At 64.6% G+C, this 15,962-nt stretch carries 10 protein-coding genes and 1 tRNA gene; 4 read left to right on the top strand and 7 right to left on the bottom strand.

Annotation, left to right across the window (positions count from 1 at the left end):
• Positions 1-930: 930 nt before the first annotated feature.
• The 4 genes from BST40_RS07395 to BST40_RS07380 are packed head-to-tail and all read right to left on the bottom strand — an operon-like array spanning position 931 to position 7,502.
• Complete coding sequence (locus BST40_RS07395; RefSeq protein WP_083153884.1) at positions 931-2,097, bottom strand: Wadjet anti-phage system protein JetD domain-containing protein; 1,167 nt, start codon at positions 2,095-2,097, stop codon at positions 931-933.
• Positions 2,094-5,492 (bottom strand): ATP-binding protein, encoded by a 3,399-nt coding sequence (locus BST40_RS07390; RefSeq protein ID WP_083153882.1) that lies wholly within the window; start codon positions 5,490-5,492, stop codon positions 2,094-2,096. Before BST40_RS07390 ends, BST40_RS07395 begins: the two co-directional genes overlap by 4 nt.
• Positions 5,485-6,063: a DUF4194 domain-containing protein gene (locus BST40_RS07385; protein WP_083153881.1), complete on the bottom strand. Its 579-nt coding sequence runs from the start codon at positions 6,061-6,063 to the stop codon at positions 5,485-5,487. The genes BST40_RS07390 and BST40_RS07385 overlap by 8 nt, the downstream gene beginning before the upstream one ends.
• Positions 6,060-7,502 carry a DUF3375 domain-containing protein gene (locus BST40_RS07380; protein WP_075548902.1) on the bottom strand — a complete coding sequence of 481 codons (1,443 nt, stop codon included), beginning with the start codon at positions 7,500-7,502 and terminating at the stop codon, positions 6,060-6,062. Before BST40_RS07380 ends, BST40_RS07385 begins: the two co-directional genes overlap by 4 nt.
• Before the next feature lie 310 nt (positions 7,503-7,812).
• Here BST40_RS07380 and BST40_RS07375 point away from each other — a divergent pair, with 310 nt between their 5' ends.
• Positions 7,813-8,049 carry a hypothetical protein gene (locus BST40_RS07375; protein ID WP_082275593.1) on the top strand — a complete coding sequence of 79 codons (237 nt, stop codon included), beginning with the start codon at positions 7,813-7,815 and terminating at the stop codon, positions 8,047-8,049.
• Position 8,050: 1 nt separating this feature from the next.
• Entirely contained in the window at positions 8,051-8,443 is a 393-nt protein-coding gene (locus BST40_RS07370) for a PIN domain-containing protein (protein ID WP_075548904.1), read from the top strand.
• 176 nt (positions 8,444-8,619) lie between these two features.
• Here BST40_RS07370 and BST40_RS07365 read toward each other — a convergent pair.
• A tRNA-Met gene (locus tag BST40_RS07365) sits at positions 8,620-8,696 on the bottom strand.
• A gap of 536 nt (positions 8,697-9,232) precedes the next feature.
• On the opposite strand from BST40_RS07365, the gene BST40_RS07360 reads away from it, so the two are divergent.
• Positions 9,233-10,438 (top strand): RtcB family protein, encoded by a 1,206-nt coding sequence (locus BST40_RS07360; RefSeq protein WP_075548905.1) that lies wholly within the window; start codon positions 9,233-9,235, stop codon positions 10,436-10,438.
• Between the two features lie 24 nt (positions 10,439-10,462).
• On the opposite strand, the gene BST40_RS07355 is transcribed toward BST40_RS07360, so the two are convergent.
• Together BST40_RS07355 and BST40_RS07350 are read right to left on the bottom strand one after the other, a co-directional pair.
• Positions 10,463-13,390 (bottom strand): UPF0182 family protein, encoded by a 2,928-nt coding sequence (locus BST40_RS07355; RefSeq protein ID WP_083153879.1) that lies wholly within the window; start codon positions 13,388-13,390, stop codon positions 10,463-10,465.
• A 77-nt stretch (positions 13,391-13,467) separates the two neighbouring features.
• Complete coding sequence (locus BST40_RS07350) at positions 13,468-14,490, bottom strand: YlbL family protein (protein ID WP_075548907.1); 1,023 nt, start codon at positions 14,488-14,490, stop codon at positions 13,468-13,470.
• A 77-nt stretch (positions 14,491-14,567) separates the two neighbouring features.
• Here BST40_RS07350 and BST40_RS07345 point away from each other — a divergent pair, with 77 nt between their 5' ends.
• On the top strand, positions 14,568-15,959 hold the full coding sequence (locus BST40_RS07345; protein WP_089025044.1) for a zinc-dependent metalloprotease: 1,392 nt from the start codon (positions 14,568-14,570) through the stop codon (positions 15,957-15,959).
• Positions 15,960-15,962: the final 3 nt, after the last annotated feature.

The following is a 15,962-nucleotide window of genomic DNA, read 5'->3' as shown; positions in this document are numbered from 1 at the left end:
CACGTTCCCATCATCGGCCACCGCCACCGCGGCGGTATCGGCCAGTGTCATCGTCACGGAATCAGAATCCAGTCCTCGCCCTGCTTCTCACAGAAGACTCATCTACTTCAACGTCTCACACAGGTTAGACAGAGAGGGCAGCTGCATACACGGCCCATTCTATGAATCGGTGTTGCTTTGCATCGTGGCACCTTTGCCGAGCCGGCGACAACACGACTACCGACTGCCGTACTAAAGCGCATCTGAGCGTGCCCGCACTGGCGCTGTCACGATTGTCAACGGCGCGTGAAAACTAGCCATTGTAGTCTCCGCCGGAAGGCCGACCACAGTATCGTCCCTGGGGACGGTTCATCCGAACATGCTGCTGACGTGTGTGCGCTGGGCCACAGCACCCCGTCCAGTCGTCGGTGGTCTCCCGGCGATAAAGTATGAGCCAACTCCTCGACGAATTACGGAACTCGACAGCAATCTGCTGGTAGCAAAGCCCGATAACTCACATCGCACGACCCCCCATTACCCGCCCGTGTCCAAATGTCTTCGTACGGGCCGACGTGCAAGTCCATGAGGGAGCAATCGGTCGGCAGTGAGCCGCCAAGAGCCGCCGTCGGCAGCTCCTTGGCCGTAGACCGCGGCTGTGGTCACGGATTCACTCAACATCAGCACCACATCAGGCGGCGGGGCCACCAATTCGTCTTCGAGAAGCGGTGTTTCGCCGTACCCCCAGCGTCAGCGGCATCAGGGACGCTGTTGACGCGCAGCGAGGAAACGTTTTACAGCAGGTAATCGAACGAGGCCGGCAGGAATTGCCCGATTCTCGAGTTTGCCTACGACTGCAATGATTCGGCGGTAGCGCGCCTCATCGCATCCTCCGTAGCGCCATGACGGCGGGCACGGCCAGCACGTCCTTGACAACGCGCGGGCATCGGTCGACTACACCCCCTTATGAAGGCTGACTGCCGACAGCCGATGCATGACCCGCTGCCAGTCGATTCGCTCCTGTTCCAGGCGCACGCGTTCACCCAACCCATCGGCGACGAGATCCGAATAGAGGTCCTGCTCGTCAAGCGTCAGTCGCGTGAGACTAGACGTGGCCGGACGATCCTCGGTCACCCAACGGTCGCGATGGGCGACCAGCGTCTCACGGTCCATCAACACCGAGCGGGCTTGTGGGAGCCATGCCCGCAGCCGGTCGAGAATGGCGAAGCCGTGTGTGTCGATGTCGCCCCAGTACAAGACCTCGGCTTCGGCCAGCCATCCCAGCCTACCGACGCTGTCGACATCAAAGCCCTTCCCCCACAGCACAACACCGTCCTCGGGGACGTCGACACTTAGATAGCTGATCTCGTTCTCAATGACCAGAGCCACCCGTGGCTCAATCCTGAGCTGAGCCAACTCCTCAGAGCGCACCGCCAGCTCGGTGAGCGCAGCCGGCAGGCCCAACGAGGGTGCGGGCCGGAGTCGGACCAGTGCGGGCTTCGACCGGAGGCCAAGTCCCGCAAGGAATCCCGAGGCTGTCGATGAAACGCCAAGCATCGCCGCCAGAACCGGTCGGTGCCGCTCGGCGAACTTGGTGTCGACGCCGGGTGCAGTGATCTCGCGCAGATACCGATTCGATTGACGGTGACCGTCGAGCCACACGTAGGCAGCGATCAGCTGCGACATCTCAGACCCTAGGCCGAGCGCGTGGTGCGGGTGGTCCACGATCCACTCTCGAACCCGCGGATATCCATCTGCGAGAGCCAGAAGCTCGTCGAAACGACGAACCAACGTCGCTACACCCAACAACGCACAGGCCTGCTCGATCGAGGAGACCACCGCGCGGACGGGCAGCTGGTTATGGCCGATCCGCCTGCCGCCGATCGAGTGCCAGTGCAGGGTGTATCGGCGACCGTCGCGACCGCCGTCGTCGAGCGCGGCCACCCAGTCGCGGGCGGCGGCGATGTCGTCACCGACCTGCGACGGTTTGGGGCCACGTAGTGGCACTTCGATCGGTTCGAACGGATCGCCGTTGGCGTAGGCACGTAACAGTGATCCGTCGTCCCACCGGCGTCTGACCCTGGTGGCAATGTCATCCGGTGTGGTCCACCTGGCACTCATGGCCGCCGTCCGTCACGTCGTGTCCGGTACTCCTCGATCGTCATCGTCTGGAGGCGGGAGAACGTTCCGGTCGGATTGTCGACGAATCCGATTGCCTTCACATACGGCTCGATGACGTGAACCTTCTGCAACGGCGTGACGATGAGAAGTTGCAGCCCAAGCGTCGCAAACAGGTCCAGCGCGTAGCGCGTCGAGACATCCGAACCACGCCCGAAGGCTTCGTCGATGACCGCGAAACGGAAGTCGCGTGACTGCGCGGCACCCCACTCGAGCCCGAACTGATAGGCCAGCGACGCCGCCAAGATCGTGTAGGCGAGCTTTTCCTTCTGGCCGCCGGACTTGCCATCGGAGTCGCTGTAATGCTCCCACTCGGCACCGGTTTCGACGTCGCGCTCGGAGGCCGAAAAGACGAACCAGTTGCGCACGTCGGTGACCCGTCGGGTCCAGTTCTTGTCCGATTCGGCGTAGCCGTCACGACCGCGGAAGCGCTCGATGATTCGCTTGACGTCGAGGAAGCGCTGCTCGGAGTATTGATCGCCGTCGACCGCGAGACTGTCATTGGTCAGGTTGCGTAAGTCTGCGCGGAATTGCGCAATGTCCTGGTTTGTGGTGGGCTCCTTCTCCAACCGGATGAAACGGCCCGGGTTGTAGGGCACCGCGCCGAGCGCCTCGTTGATGCGGTCGACGCGCTGGTCGATTCCCGAGGCCTGCCGGTGCAGCCAGTTGTTGAACCCGGCCAACTCCTGGATGGCGTTCTTGTTGAGCTGTTCCTTGAATTCGCTCTCGAAGCGCGGGAGATCGTCGGTCGCGATACGGTCTCGGAACGCCAGGAACTCTTGGCGGGCATCGACATTGGCGTCCATGTCCGCGCGAAGCCCGGGCCAGCGGATCAATACCTTGAGCATCGACTGGATCAAGCTCTGGGCGTAGCCGCCAAGTTCCTTGTTGAGTCGGTCGATACGGTGATGGAGATCAGCCGAGAGAGCGTTCTCGGTCTCGGCGCAGTCCGCTGCCCGCGCCGGGCAGTTCTTGCCCAGTCGTTCGGTGAGGGCCGGATACGATTGGCGGGCCGCCGCCAACTGTGCCTCCGGCTGGTCCCCGACGAATTCGTCGTCGCGCTTCTTGTCCCGTTTTGCTTGATTTGCTTTCGCGGCCGTGGTGGCCAGCTTGCCGGTGAGTTGCTCGATCGAAGTCGCCACCGCATCAGCTTGTTTGGCGTTGTCCGCAAGCGCTCGGGCAATCTCCTCCAAACGTGACGAGCCGGCCTGCAACCGAACCCGTTCGGCGTCATGGTCGTTCGCGCGCGACTGCGCCTCGTCAACGTCGAGATCGGCCCAGGAGCGGAATCCCTCGATCCGAAGTAGTGCATCCAGCCGTTCTTGCAGCGCTTCCCGCAACCCGCTGAGCCTGGCCTGCTCGGATGCCGCCGCTTCGCGCTCGGATTCCAGCTCGGCGAGCTCGGTGCGCAGCGCGGCGACCTTTTTCTCGTTGGCCCAGCCGAGAACCCAACGACGAGGGTCGTCGACGCGATGCCGGTCGTCCTTCTCGTGGCGCTCACCGGAGCGCACCTGACCCTCTCGGGTGACGGCCCGCCGCTGGCCGCGGAACTGCTCTAGGCTTGCCGCGCAACGGAAGTCGGCTCGTTTCGTGAGTTCGTTGACGAGGTACTCGCGGAGCGGCCCGTCCTTGACGTCGATGCAGTCGGCGAGTAGCAGCCCGTCATGCTCCGGCGGCTGGAGGCGTACCCGTTGCCGGGGAACCCTTTCATAGACCAGCTTGGCGCCGGCCACTTTGCCACCGCGGCCGTGGAAGGTGAGCCGTCGGCCGTTCACCCAGCCGGCGACGGCGTCGTAGTGCTGTTGCGGCACCAGCAGCGAGAGGGCGAACCCGCGCAACACGCGTTCGGCAGCTCCCCGCCACTGCGCGTGCTCGTCGAAGACGTCGAGAAGCTCACCCGCGTAAGGAAGATCCGCCGGCGTCAGCCCGAGGGCCGCGCACATCTCGGCGCGCACCTCGACCTGCTCCACGGGCAGGTTGCTGGTGCGCTGTTGCAGGCTGGTGAGCTCATCAGTGATGTGACCGCACTTGCGTTGCAGCTCTTTCTCGCGTCCGATCGCTTCGGCGCTGGCTGCGTCGAGGTCTCTCTTCTTGGCTACCAGCCGCGGGCGCTCGGCGGCGACCAGAACCGATAGGGCCATGAACTCGTCGCTGCTGGCGACCGCCTTCAGTCCGGCGCTAGCGACAGCGTCGTCGAACAAAGTCCTTGCGCGACGGCGGGTTTCGGCCTGGTCGCGAGCCTCGCAGGCGAGGCGTTCCAGCTCGCCGATGCGATCGCCGCCCGCTTTCGCGCGCTCCTCGATGAGGGATTCGCGTTCGCGCGTGAGCGTCTGCTGCCTGGCTTTGGCGGTGTCCTGCTCCTGCCACAGGGCGGCGCCGTCGGTTTCCAGCTGCGCGATCTCGCCGGCCAGCAGATTCGACCGAAACTCTGCGATGAAGAGGCGCACGGCGGATCGCTGGCGCTCCAGGTCATCGCGCTCGGCGAGGGCATCGTCGTACTTCGCCGCCGTCTGGACGACGGGTTCGAGCGCTTCCAGTTGCTCCCGCGCCCGCTTGACGGCATCGTGTGCCCTGGTCAGGTCTTCGAAGTGGCCAATAATGTCACAGACGCGCGGACTGGCGTCGCTAGGTTCCAGCATATGGTCGCGCACGAAATCGTTGAGGTTGCCCACAGACTTCAGCGAGACGGTCTGGTGGAACAGCTCCAGGGCCTGCTCCGATCGGATGCCCAGCAGCCGACGCAATGAGGTTGCGTACTTGGGGAATTCGTCGAAGATGTCAGCTCCGGCGGCCCGCAGCCGCTTGCGCAGGTCGCGTAGATCGGAGCCGAAGTCGGCAAAGTCCGTCGCGATCGAGAGTTCTTTGGTGGCTGTGACCATGAAACGGTAGGGCTGTCCGGTGCTCTCGCGCTGCTGAAAGACCTGGGCCAGGGTGACCGTTTCGTCGTAGCCGTGGTTGGTGAAGACTCCGAGGATCACCGAGTACGTTCGCCGGTTCTCGCGCAGGCCCTTGGCGCGGGATTTTCCGGTGGCCTCATTGCGCTCCGATTTGTAGTGGCCTTCAACGTAAGAGCGCAGGGTGCGTTCCCTGGCTTCGGCGCCCGCGGCTTTGTTGTAGGCGGCTTTGTGGGACGGCACCAACAAGGTGGTGAGTGCGTCGACGATTGTCGACTTGCCCGAACCGATGTCACCGGTGAGCAGCGCGGTATCGGTGCCAGGGGTGAACCGCCAGACGTGGCTGTCGAAGGTGCCCCAGTTCAACAGCTCCGCGTGCTGCAGCCGGTAGCCGGCCCGTCTGGTATCTCCGAGATCGGCCGTGGTAGATCGTGTTTCACTCATCACTGGTCACCGCCCCGGCGTATTCGCGCAGCTTGGCCGCAAAGTCCGACAGGGTTTGGGCGTCGACGTAGGCCTTGAGGATGCGCCGCACCTCCCAATGGTCGCGTTGACGGGGTAGCTGGCGCAGGAAGCCCAGTTCGGCGGCCTTCTTGATCGTCGTCTCGGCCTGGTCTACGACGCGCGCGTCGTTGGTGGACTCGGCCTGGAAGAGTCGCAGCATTTCCACGATCTGGTCGGTGGCGAGAACCAGTCGGCCCTCACCGCCGGTCGTCTCGAACTCGACGAGCCGTTTGCGTAGCAGCACCAGCAGCAGGCTGACGTTGTACGTCAGCGCTCGCCTGCGCACCAGGCGCGGGAGCGCCTCATCACCGTCTTGCTCTGGCCGGGAGCGAAGATAGACGTAGCCCTCGGCGTCGTCGATCACCACGTCGACGCCGATGGTGGCGAAATGGTCTCGCACGCCGGCTCCTAGGCGCTCCAAGGTCAGCCAGGTGTCCTCGTCGGAATCGCGATAGACGACACCTTGCATCAGCCGGATGATGGCGCTGGCGATCGCATGCTCGTTGCTCATCGTCGCCGCACCGTCACCTTCGGCAGCCTCGCCCGCTTGGTGACGTCCGGGTCGGCAGGGTCGCAGTATTCCAGCAGCGTCTCGTCGGTGTCGTCCATGTCGACCATCACGTCCTCGTCGTTGAGTGCCAGATAGCCGACGATCTCTGCGGCACCCTGCTCGATCGGGCGGGCCGCGACAATGTCGGACAACAGCGCCGAAGAGTTCTCCGGCAGCACATCGCGGATGGTCTCGATCAACCGCGCTTGGTCGATGAAGGTCTGGACGAAGAGCAGACCGGTGTCGACCTCCTCGGTTTCGGCCGGGATATGGCTCTCGACCGCGACCGCCGCCGGCGGCTGGTAGAGCGGGCGCTCGAACGGAAGCGCGATCTCGATGCCCGGCTGGTCTAGTTCGAGCCCGAAAGACGGTGGGTCGCCGCGGATTTCGAGCGCGGTGCTCTCCACCGCTCTGACCAAGTCGAGCACTCGCCGGTTCTCCAGCCAAACCTGGTCATCGAGGAAGCGGCGCAGTTGTTCGGATATCTGCCGGACGGTGCGCTGCGCTCGATCGGCAGCTTCAGACCAGTCGTGGTGAATTCCGCGAATCCGATGGTCGGCTTCGATGGTCTTGAGGGTGGACACCTTCGCCAGGAGTTCGGCGAGTTCGGCCTGGCGCGACTCAGACAGCAGGAAGTCGTAGAACGCCTGGAAGCTCCGGCCCTGGTCTGAGCCGGCGATCTGCGAGCGGCTTCCCACCAGCTCGGCGAGCAGTTCGCCCTTGGACCCATCCCACGCCGCGATCTTCTCCCGCGCCGCCCGGTCGAGGAGCCGGAAGTTCTCTTCGACCTCGCGAAAGTCCGAGAGCAGTTCCCGCGCGGTGGTGGCGAGCTGCTGGTAGCGGTCGCGGACTCCGGTCGCGTCGAGTAGCTGAACGATGCCGGCTTCCACGGCGGCGATCTCGGCGTCGATTTCGTTACGGCGGCGCCGTAATTCGGCGAGCCGGACCTCGGGTTCGACCTCGGTTCCGTGGACGATCTGTCGCAGCAGTTCGACGACGGTGTGCAGCCTGGACTCGGTCCCCACGAAGGCCCTGCCTTTAAGGCCTGTTACCCACGCGTAGGCCTTCTCGAACGCCGGCGTCACCTCATAGTGGACTTCGTCGTCGCCGGCCGGGTAAAACCGTCGCAGATACGCGGCGTCGGTGGCCGACCAATCCTCCAGGTAGGACCGAGCGTCCTTCGGAAACCGTTCCTGCCCGTTCTCGGTGGGAATCTCGGCGTTCAGTGCGTACAGGTGGTCGTCCAACGCGGCCGCGACCTGGCTCGCTGGGCACGCGCCACGGTTGTCCTCGACAAAAAACGCCCCGAGGAACGCCAGGATCAGCGTGGCATTGCCGGCGCGGAGCAGTCGCCAAGCGGGGTGCCGGTCCCGCAAAGCATCGATCTTCGCGTATTCCACGAGTGAAGCGTAGGCAAGGCCGCCGACAAGTTCGGGCGGGTACTCCGGAAGGGCCGTGATGTGACGATCGCCCCTGGGTAGGCCCGGCTGTCCTTGGCCATGAAAAAGTCCGGGCGGCCCGCCAAGCACGGGTTGGGCATTCGCCGCTGCGGCACGGCCGAGTCGGCCCGGCCGCCGTGGCCCTCAACCCCGATGATGCGGCGTCGAACTCGCGGCCGATCCGCTTCGCGGTAAAGCGCTACGGACGGTGCTGCCCACTGACGCACGAGTGCGGCAAAGTGCTACCACGTTAGTGGGCTATAGTCAGCACATGCGACTGCACATTACCGTCGATGACGAGCTCGTTGCCGAACTCGACCGGCGGGCCGGAAGCCGGAGACGCAGCGCATTCATCGCAGAGTTGATTCGCCGCGGCCTCGACGACGAGCGGCGATGGGACGATATCGAGGCAGCGCTTGGGGCCATCCCTGACGAGGGCCACGAATGGGATGACGATCCCGGCGAATGGGTCCGCAGACAACGCTCCGACCAGCGTCGCGTCGGCTGACGTGGGGAGGATCCTGCTCGACTCGACCGTTCTCATCGACGCTCTGCGCGGCCGCCCGGCGGGCGAGCGACTGCGCGCTCTGCGCCGACAAGGTGACGAGCCGTGGACCTGTGCGATTTCGATCGAGGAGATTTGGCGCGGACTGCTTCCGGGCGAAGATGCCGTAGCGCAACGACTGGTGCGCGGCCTACGGTGTGCACCGTTGGGCCCGACCGAAGGAATTCGCGCTGGAAGCTGGCGCCGCCAGTTCGCCGAACGCGGGATCACCCTTCACCAGGCCGACTGCCTGATCGCCGCGGCGACCGCCGGCATCAATGCGCGCTTGGCGACAGGCAACCCCGCCGACTTTCCCATGGACGACATCACGATCGAGCACTGGCCCGTCGGACGCTGAGGGCACATTTCTCAGCGGGCGCGAACAACTGGGGGCACCACCGCTCCCAAACCGGATGCTCGCCGCTGTGGCCCGATGCCGTTCCCAACGCGTCATTAGCGTTGCGAATGTTCCCCAAAGCGTTGCCAACCCGCATGAAAATGGCCCTCCGGCTTGCGCCTGAGGGCCATCTCCGCTGGTAGCGGGGACAGGATTCGAACCTGCGACCTCTGGGTTATGAGCCCAGCGAGCTACCGAGCTGCTCCACCCCGCGTTGGTGAATGCCAGGTTACCGAACATCTGTGAACCTGACCAAATCGCGCGGTCAACAGCGCAGTAGCAGCCTGAAACACGACACACCCATGTCGCCCTGACCGACCGTAAGGAGTCGACCCCGCACTGAAGCAGCCCCCGGGATTCACCCCGAAATCCCGGCAGCGCTTGCCTCGGCACGGCGCTTCCGCTCGCCCATCGGGCGAACCCGTCAGTCAATTTCACCGTGCGTCGACCGGCATCCAACCGCAAGGCGCGCCTGCATCTGGCTCGCCGGCAATTCCCACAGCTACAACGCGCAGCGGAACCGCTGACCTCGTTCCGTCGGCCACCACCGGCCGTCAGTGACCAGCGTAAATTGCTTTGCGGCCGAGGGCTTCGGCCGGATAGCATCCCAGGCTTGGCCGCTACGAGTTAACTCCGCAGCAGGTAGTGGCCCGGCAACGAACAACCAAGAGCTGCAACATGATCCACACCCAATCGGTGCCGCCCCACGCTCGTGCTGGCCAACTATAATCGCGTCCGAAGGAGTTCACCATGCCGCAACGCCTCGGGCCGAAGCTACTCAACTTCGCCAGCGAAATCGCCGGCGACACCGTCGAGCAAGCAAAACTCACCGCATCGATGGCGTTCGTCCACCCGCACGTCTCCCTCATGCCCGACGCCCACCTGGGCAAAGGCTCGGCCGTCGGCACCGTGATACCCACCAAGGGCGCCGTGATTCCCGCGGCCGTCGGGGTGGACATCGGCTGCGGCATGGTCGCGGCCACAACGCGGTTCACCGAGCGGGATCTGTCAGACCGGTTCGGCGGCGAGTACGCCGCACAGTTACCCGCGCTGCGGCGCCTAGTAGAAGACGCGATTCCGCTGTCACCGGGGAACTACAACAAGAGCCTGCAACGGTTCCCGTTCACCGCCAAGAAGCACAACGAGCTCCTGCAGCTACAGCAGGATCTCGACGTCGACCTATCCCATAGCCCAAAGTGGATGGAGCAGTTGGGATCTCTCGGCGGTGGCAACCACTTCATCGAACTCTGTGTCGACACCGAGGACAACGTCTGGCTGTTCCTGCACAGCGGCTCACGCGGCGTAGGCAACAAGATCGCACAGCGGCACATCAAGATCGCCTTGCAACGCTGCTCGGCTGACCCCGGTATCAGGCTGCCCAACCGCGATCTGGCGTTCTTCACAGAGGGAACGGCCGAGTTCGACCGCTACCTCAAGGATTTGGAGTGGGCACAGCGCTTCGCCTATCTCAACCGGGCGGAGATGATGGATCGCTTCATCCACGTCTTCGCCTCGTGGCTGGGTGTGCAGCCGCAACGCGTGGAGTCCCAACGCATCAACTGCCACCACAACTACACCGTCGCGACGAAGATCGGCGGCGAAAGCGTCTGGCTCACCCGCAAGGGCGCAATCGACGCAACCGAAGGCAAATTGGGGATCATTCCCGGCTCGATGGGCACTCGCTCCTACATCGTGCGCGGCAAGGGAAACCACGACGGCCTCTGGTCGGCCCCGCATGGGGCCGGTCGCCGGTTCAGCCGGACCAAGGCCAAGCAACTGTTCACCGAACAGGATCTGGCCGCCGCGATGGTCGGCATTGAATACCGCCACGGCAAAGAGTGGATCGATGAGATCCCGCAGGCCTACAAGGACATCGACCGCGTCATGGTCGATGCCGAGCCGCTCGTCGACATCGTGACGTCGCTGCGACAGATCATGAACGTCAAGGGGCAGTGATCGCCGCTACCCGGCACCACCCGCCTACTTGGCGTTGTTGAACTTGGTGATGGCCTCGTCGAGCCGCTGCAGCGCTGACCCGTAGGCGGCGAAATCGCCTTTCTTCTGCGCGTCTCGCGCCGCGCCGATCGCAGCCTGAATCTCTTGTAGCGCAGCCGCTTCGGCCGGCGACAAGGTGGCAGTCCCGTCCGGGGGCGGTGGCACCACGGCCGTCGGCGGCACGCCGGCCTCGGTCGGTTGTATTCCGGCCGCCGCGTCACCGGCCCCTGGCCCGAACAACCCGTTGAGCGCATCGCGCACGGTGGGGCCGTATCCGACCTTGTCGTTGTACATCATCGCCACCCGGATCAACCGCGGGTAGGACGAGGCGGCGTCGCTGGCGCCCGGGGAGGCATATACCGGTTCGACGTACAGCAGCCCACCCTGAGCCACCGGCAAGGTGAGCAAGTTGCCCCAGCGGATCCGATTCTGGTTATCGCGCCCGATCACGCCGAGGTCCTGCGATACCGCGGGGTCGGTGGTGATCGCGTTGTTGGCCAGCTTGGGACCGTTGACCTGTCCCGGGATGGTCAGCACCGTGATCTTGCCGTATGTCGCGGGGTCGGAGCTGGCGCTGATGTAAGCGGCCAGGTAGTCGCGCTTGAACCTGTTCATCGCGCTGATCAACTGGTATGCAGCCGAATTATCGTCCTTGGCAATGTTTTTCGCAACGATGTAGTACGGCGGCTGATAGCTGCTGGCGGTCGGGTTCGGGTCCAGCGGCACGTCCCAGAAATCCGAGGTGGAAAAGAACGTCACCGGGTCGTTGACGTGGTATTTGGCCAGCAGCATCCGTTGCACCTTGAATAGGTCTTCGGGGTAACGCAGATGCTCGGCGAGCTCGGGCGTGATGTCGCTCTTGGGCTTGACCGTACCGGGGAAGACCTGCATCCACGCCCGCAGCACCGGGTCCCGTTCATCTTGCTGATACAGCGTCACGGTGCCGTCGTAGGCATCGACGGTGGCCTTCACCGAGTTGCGGATGTAGGAGACCTTCTTGTCGGGGGCCAGCCGGTTGAACGCCACCTCGGTGGAATCGGCGGTCGCCGACGACAACGACGTCAGCTCGGAGTAGGGATAGTTGTCCAGGGTGGTGTAGCCGTCGATGATCCACACCAGCCGCTTGTTGACGATCGCCGGGTACACCGCGCTGTCGGTGGTGAGCCACGGCGCCACCGCCTCCACCCGCTGCGCCGGATCCCGGTTGAACAAGATCTTGCTGTTGGAACCGATCACATTGGAGAACAAGAAGTTCCGCTCGGCGAACTTCGCGGCGAATACGGTGCGGGAAATCCAGCTGCCGACCGGGACGCCGCCGCTGCCGGTGTAGGTGTAGTTCTTGGTTTCGGTGCTGGTTTCATAGTCGTATTCCCGGTCTGCGCCGGTCTTTCCGACAATCGCATAGTCGGCGGACGTGTTGGAGATGACCGGTCCGAAGTAGATCCGCGGCTGGTCCAACTGTGCCGGGCCGTCGGACACCACGGTTCCGTTGGCGCCGACGACGTTGACCAGGAACTCCGGGTAACCGCCGTTCTGGTTCGGGTCGTTGGCGATCCCGCGCACGGTGTTGGCCGGCGACGCGATGAATCCGTTGCCGTGCGTGTACACCGTGTGCCGGTTGATCCAGTCGCGCTGGTTGTCGATCAGCCGGTCGGGGTTGAGTTCCCGCGCCGCCACGACGTAGTCACGCAGGTTTCCGTTGCGGTCGACGTAGCGGTCGATCGACAGCTGGTCGGGGAAGTAGTAGAAGTTCTTGCCCTGCTGGAACTGTGTGAATGCCGGGCTGACGATCGTGGGGTCGAGCAACCGGATGTTCGAAGTCGTGGCGCGGTCGGCGGCGACCTGCTGCGCAGTCGCCTGACCCTCGCCGGTGTAGTTGCGATAAGTCACCACGTCCGACGTCAGACCATAGGCTTGCCGGGTCGCGGCTATGCTGCGGCTGATGTATTCGCTTTCCTTCTGCGCGGCGTTGGGTTTGACGCTGATCTGCTCGACGATCATCGGCCAGGCGGCACCGACGATCAGCGACGACAGCAGCAACAGGGCCAAACCGATAGCCGGAATCCGCAAGTCCCGCAGGGTGATTGCGGAGAACACCGCCGCCGCGCAGATCAACGCGATCGCCATCAGGATCAGCTTCGCCGGCAGGACCGCGTTGATATCGGTGTAGCCGGCACCGGTGAACGGCTTACCGCCACGGCTGTGTGATAGCAGCTCGTAGCGATCCAACCAATAGGCGACGGCCTTGAGCAGCACCAGCATCCCGACCAGGCTGACCAGTTGGATACGCGCCGAGCGGCTCAGAGCGCCCGTGCGACCGGAAAGCCGTATGCCGCCAAAGATGTAGTGCGCCACCAGGTTTACCACGAGCGCCAGGAACACGGCTACGAACAGATAGCTGAGTACCAGCCGGTAGAACGGCAATTCGAAGGCGTAGAAGCCTAGGTCCTTCCCGAACTGCGGGTCCCTGACGCCGAAATCACCGCCATGCAAGAACAACTGGATCCGAACCCAGTAGCCCTGCGCGACGACGCCGGCCAGCAGTCCGATCGCCGCCGGCACGCCGATGCCCACCAGCCGCAGCCGAGCCAGCACGAGGGCCCGATAACGCGCCACCGGGTCATTGTCGTTGCTCGGCACGAAGACCGGCCGGGTGCGGTAGGCCAACGCCAGCCCGGCAAAGACGATGCCGCCGACCAACAGTCCACCCACCAGAAACACCACGATTCGGGTGACCAGCACGGTGGTGAACACCGACCGGTAGCCCAGTTCGCCGAACCACAGCCAATCGACGTACGCGTCGATCAGGCGTGGCCCGGCGAGCAGCACCGCGATGACACCCAACGCGATCAAGATCAGAATCCGGCTACGCCGAGTCAGCTTCGGCATACGTGCGGACGGCCGCATCCCCACTAGCTACGCTCCCTGCTCGGTATTGGCTGCTGCCGCAGATTTGTCCAGTCGGTCACAACTGTACGCATCTCAGAGCATTAGCAACTCGGCGTCGCGGCTCCGGCAGTCATCGCATGCAACGCGTCCACCGCCTGGCCGAGCGTCTCGACCTTCACCAGCCGCAGACCAGGCGGGATGTCGGAGGCCGCCTCGTAGCAGTTTTTCGCCGGCACCAGAAACACCGTGGCGCCGGCGGCACGCGCGGCGGCCATCTTGTGCGTGATCCCCCCGATAGCGCCGACCTTGCCGTCAATGCCGATGGTGCCCGTACCCGCGACGAAGGTCGACCCAACCAGGTCACCGGTGGTGAGTTTGTCGATCACCGCAAGACTGAACATCAACCCGGCCGACGGGCCGCCCACATTGGCGAGGTTGAAATCCACCACGAACGGCGCCCACGGCGCGTCCAGCACCGCCACCCCCATGAATCCGTAGTCGCGGTCCTTGTTGGTGCCGAGCGTAATCTGCGCGACACCGGCCGGCTCGTTCTTGCGACGGAAGTCGATGGTCACCGACTGGCCGGGCTTGGTGTTCTTCAGCAATCCGGTGAACTGCTCGACATTGGCCACCGGCGTGCCGTTGACCGCGTCGATAGCGTCACCGGCTTTCAGCTTGCCCGCCGACGGTCCGGGATCGTTGACCGAGGCGACGGTTACCGCTTCCGGATACTTCAGATAACCCAGGGCCGCGTACTCGGCGCTGTCTTCGGAGTTCTTGAAATCGGCGTTGTTGGCCTTGTCGACCTCCTCCCGCGACTTGCCCGGCGGGTAGACAAGATCGCGGGGCACCAGCTGTTCTTGCCCGGAGAGCCACAGTGTTATGGCCTCGCCCAGACTCAGACCGTCGCGCTGGGACACCGTCGTCATGTTCAGATGACCAGACGTCGGATGTGTTTGGGTGCCTTCGATGTCGACGACCTGTTTGCCGTCGACTTCGCCCAGGGTGTCGAATGTGGGCCCGGGTCCCAGCGACACGAATGGCACCGTCACGACCGCGAGCAATACGCCGAACACCACGATGGGCACCAGCGCGACCATCAACGTCAAAATCCGCCTGTTCACGCCGCATAGACTAGACGGGGCCGCCGAGGCCGGTTCAGCTGCGAGCGTGACGGCGGATGGCGCTTTCTTCTGCCCTGATGGGTACCGTTGACCGTATGGCTGACCTGCCTTTCGGTTTCTCCTCCGGAGACGACCCCGACCGCGACAAACGCGGGAAGAACGAACCCGACCCCGGCTCGGGCGCTAACCCGCTGGGCCCGTTCGGTTTTAGCGGGGATTCCGCCATGGCCGACCTGGGTCAGATCTTCACCCGGTTGGGCGAGATGTTCGGCGGTGTCGGCAGCGCGATGACCGCGGGTCAGAGTTCCGGACCGGTCAACTACGCCCTGGCCCGCCAAGTGGCAGCCAGCTCGGTCGGGTTCACGGCGCCCATCCCGGAAGCGACCAACTCCGCGATCGCCGACGCGGTGCACCTGGCGGAGACCTGGCTGGACGGGGCCACCTCATTGCCCGCCGGCACCACCAGGGCGGTGGGCTGGAGCCCCACCGACTGGGTCGACAACACCTTGGACGTCTGGAAGCGACTGTGCGATCCGATGGCCGAGCAGATCTCGACGGTCTGGGCGTCGTCGCTGCCGGAGGAGGCCAAGAGCATGGCCGGCCCGCTGCTCACGGTGATGTCGCAGATGGGCGGCATAGCATTCGGTTCGCAGCTGGGTCAGGCGCTCGGCCGGTTGTCGCAGGAGGTGCTGACATCGACCGACATCGGCCTGCCGCTGGGACCTAAGGGTGTGGCCGCAATCCTGCCCGCCGCCGTCGAGGACTTTTCGTCCGGCCTGGAGCAGCCGCGCAGCGCGATCCTGACCTTCCTGGCCGCCCGTGAGGCCGCCCATCATCGCCTCTTCGGCCACGTTCCCTGGCTGGCCGGGCAGCTGCTGGGCGCTGTCGAGGCGTACGCCAAGGGCATGAAGATCGACATGACCGGAATCGAGGAGCTGGCCCGCGACTTCAATCCGGCCACGCTGACCGATCCCGCCGCCATGGAGCGGTTGCTCAGCGAGGGGGTATTCGAGCCCAAGGCGACACCGACCCAGATCCAGGCGCTCGAGCGGCTCGAGACGCTGCTCGCCCTGATCGAGGGCTGGGTTCAAACCGTGGTGACCGATGCGCTCGGCGAGCGTATTCCGGGCACCGCCGCACTCAGCGAGACGCTGCGCCGGCGCCGGGCCAGCGGCGGTCCCGCCGAACAGACGTTCGCGACCCTGGTCGGGCTGGAGCTACGGCCGCGCAAACTGCGGGAGGCCGGCGCGCTGTGGGAGCGCCTGACCCAGGCCGCCGGCGTGGACGCCCGGGACGCGCTGTGGCAGCATCCCGACCTGCTGCCCGCGGCCGACGATCTGGACGACCCGGCCGCGTTCATCGACCAGGTCATCGGTGGTGACACCAGCGGCATCGACGAGGCAATCGCCGAACTCGACCGTGAGACCGGCGGCCCGGAAGACTCCGGCCCCGGCCCTGTGGATAACTGAGCC

The organism is Mycobacterium persicum (assembly GCF_002086675.1).
Taxonomy (GTDB): domain Bacteria; phylum Actinomycetota; class Actinomycetes; order Mycobacteriales; family Mycobacteriaceae; genus Mycobacterium; species Mycobacterium persicum.
The sequence above is the reverse complement of the archived record's forward strand: the minus strand, read 5'-3'. Positions and strand labels throughout refer to the sequence as shown.

Bases quoted from the DNA above. Each gene is read 5' to 3' on its own strand.
- BST40_RS07385 (WP_083153881.1), bottom strand. From the start codon at position 6,063: ATGAGCAACGAGCATGCGATCGCCAGCGCCATCATCCGGCTGATGCAA.
- BST40_RS07360 (WP_075548905.1), top strand. From the start codon at position 9,233: ATGCCGCAACGCCTCGGGCCGAAGCTACTCAACTTCGCCAGCGAAATC.
- BST40_RS07395 (WP_083153884.1), bottom strand. From the start codon at position 2,097: ATGAGTGCCAGGTGGACCACACCGGATGACATTGCCACCAGGGTCAGA.
- BST40_RS07390 (WP_083153882.1), bottom strand. From the start codon at position 5,492: ATGAGTGAAACACGATCTACCACGGCCGATCTCGGAGATACCAGACGG.
- BST40_RS07345 (WP_089025044.1), top strand. From the start codon at position 14,568: ATGGGTACCGTTGACCGTATGGCTGACCTGCCTTTCGGTTTCTCCTCC.
- BST40_RS07375 (WP_082275593.1), top strand. From the start codon at position 7,813: ATGCGACTGCACATTACCGTCGATGACGAGCTCGTTGCCGAACTCGAC.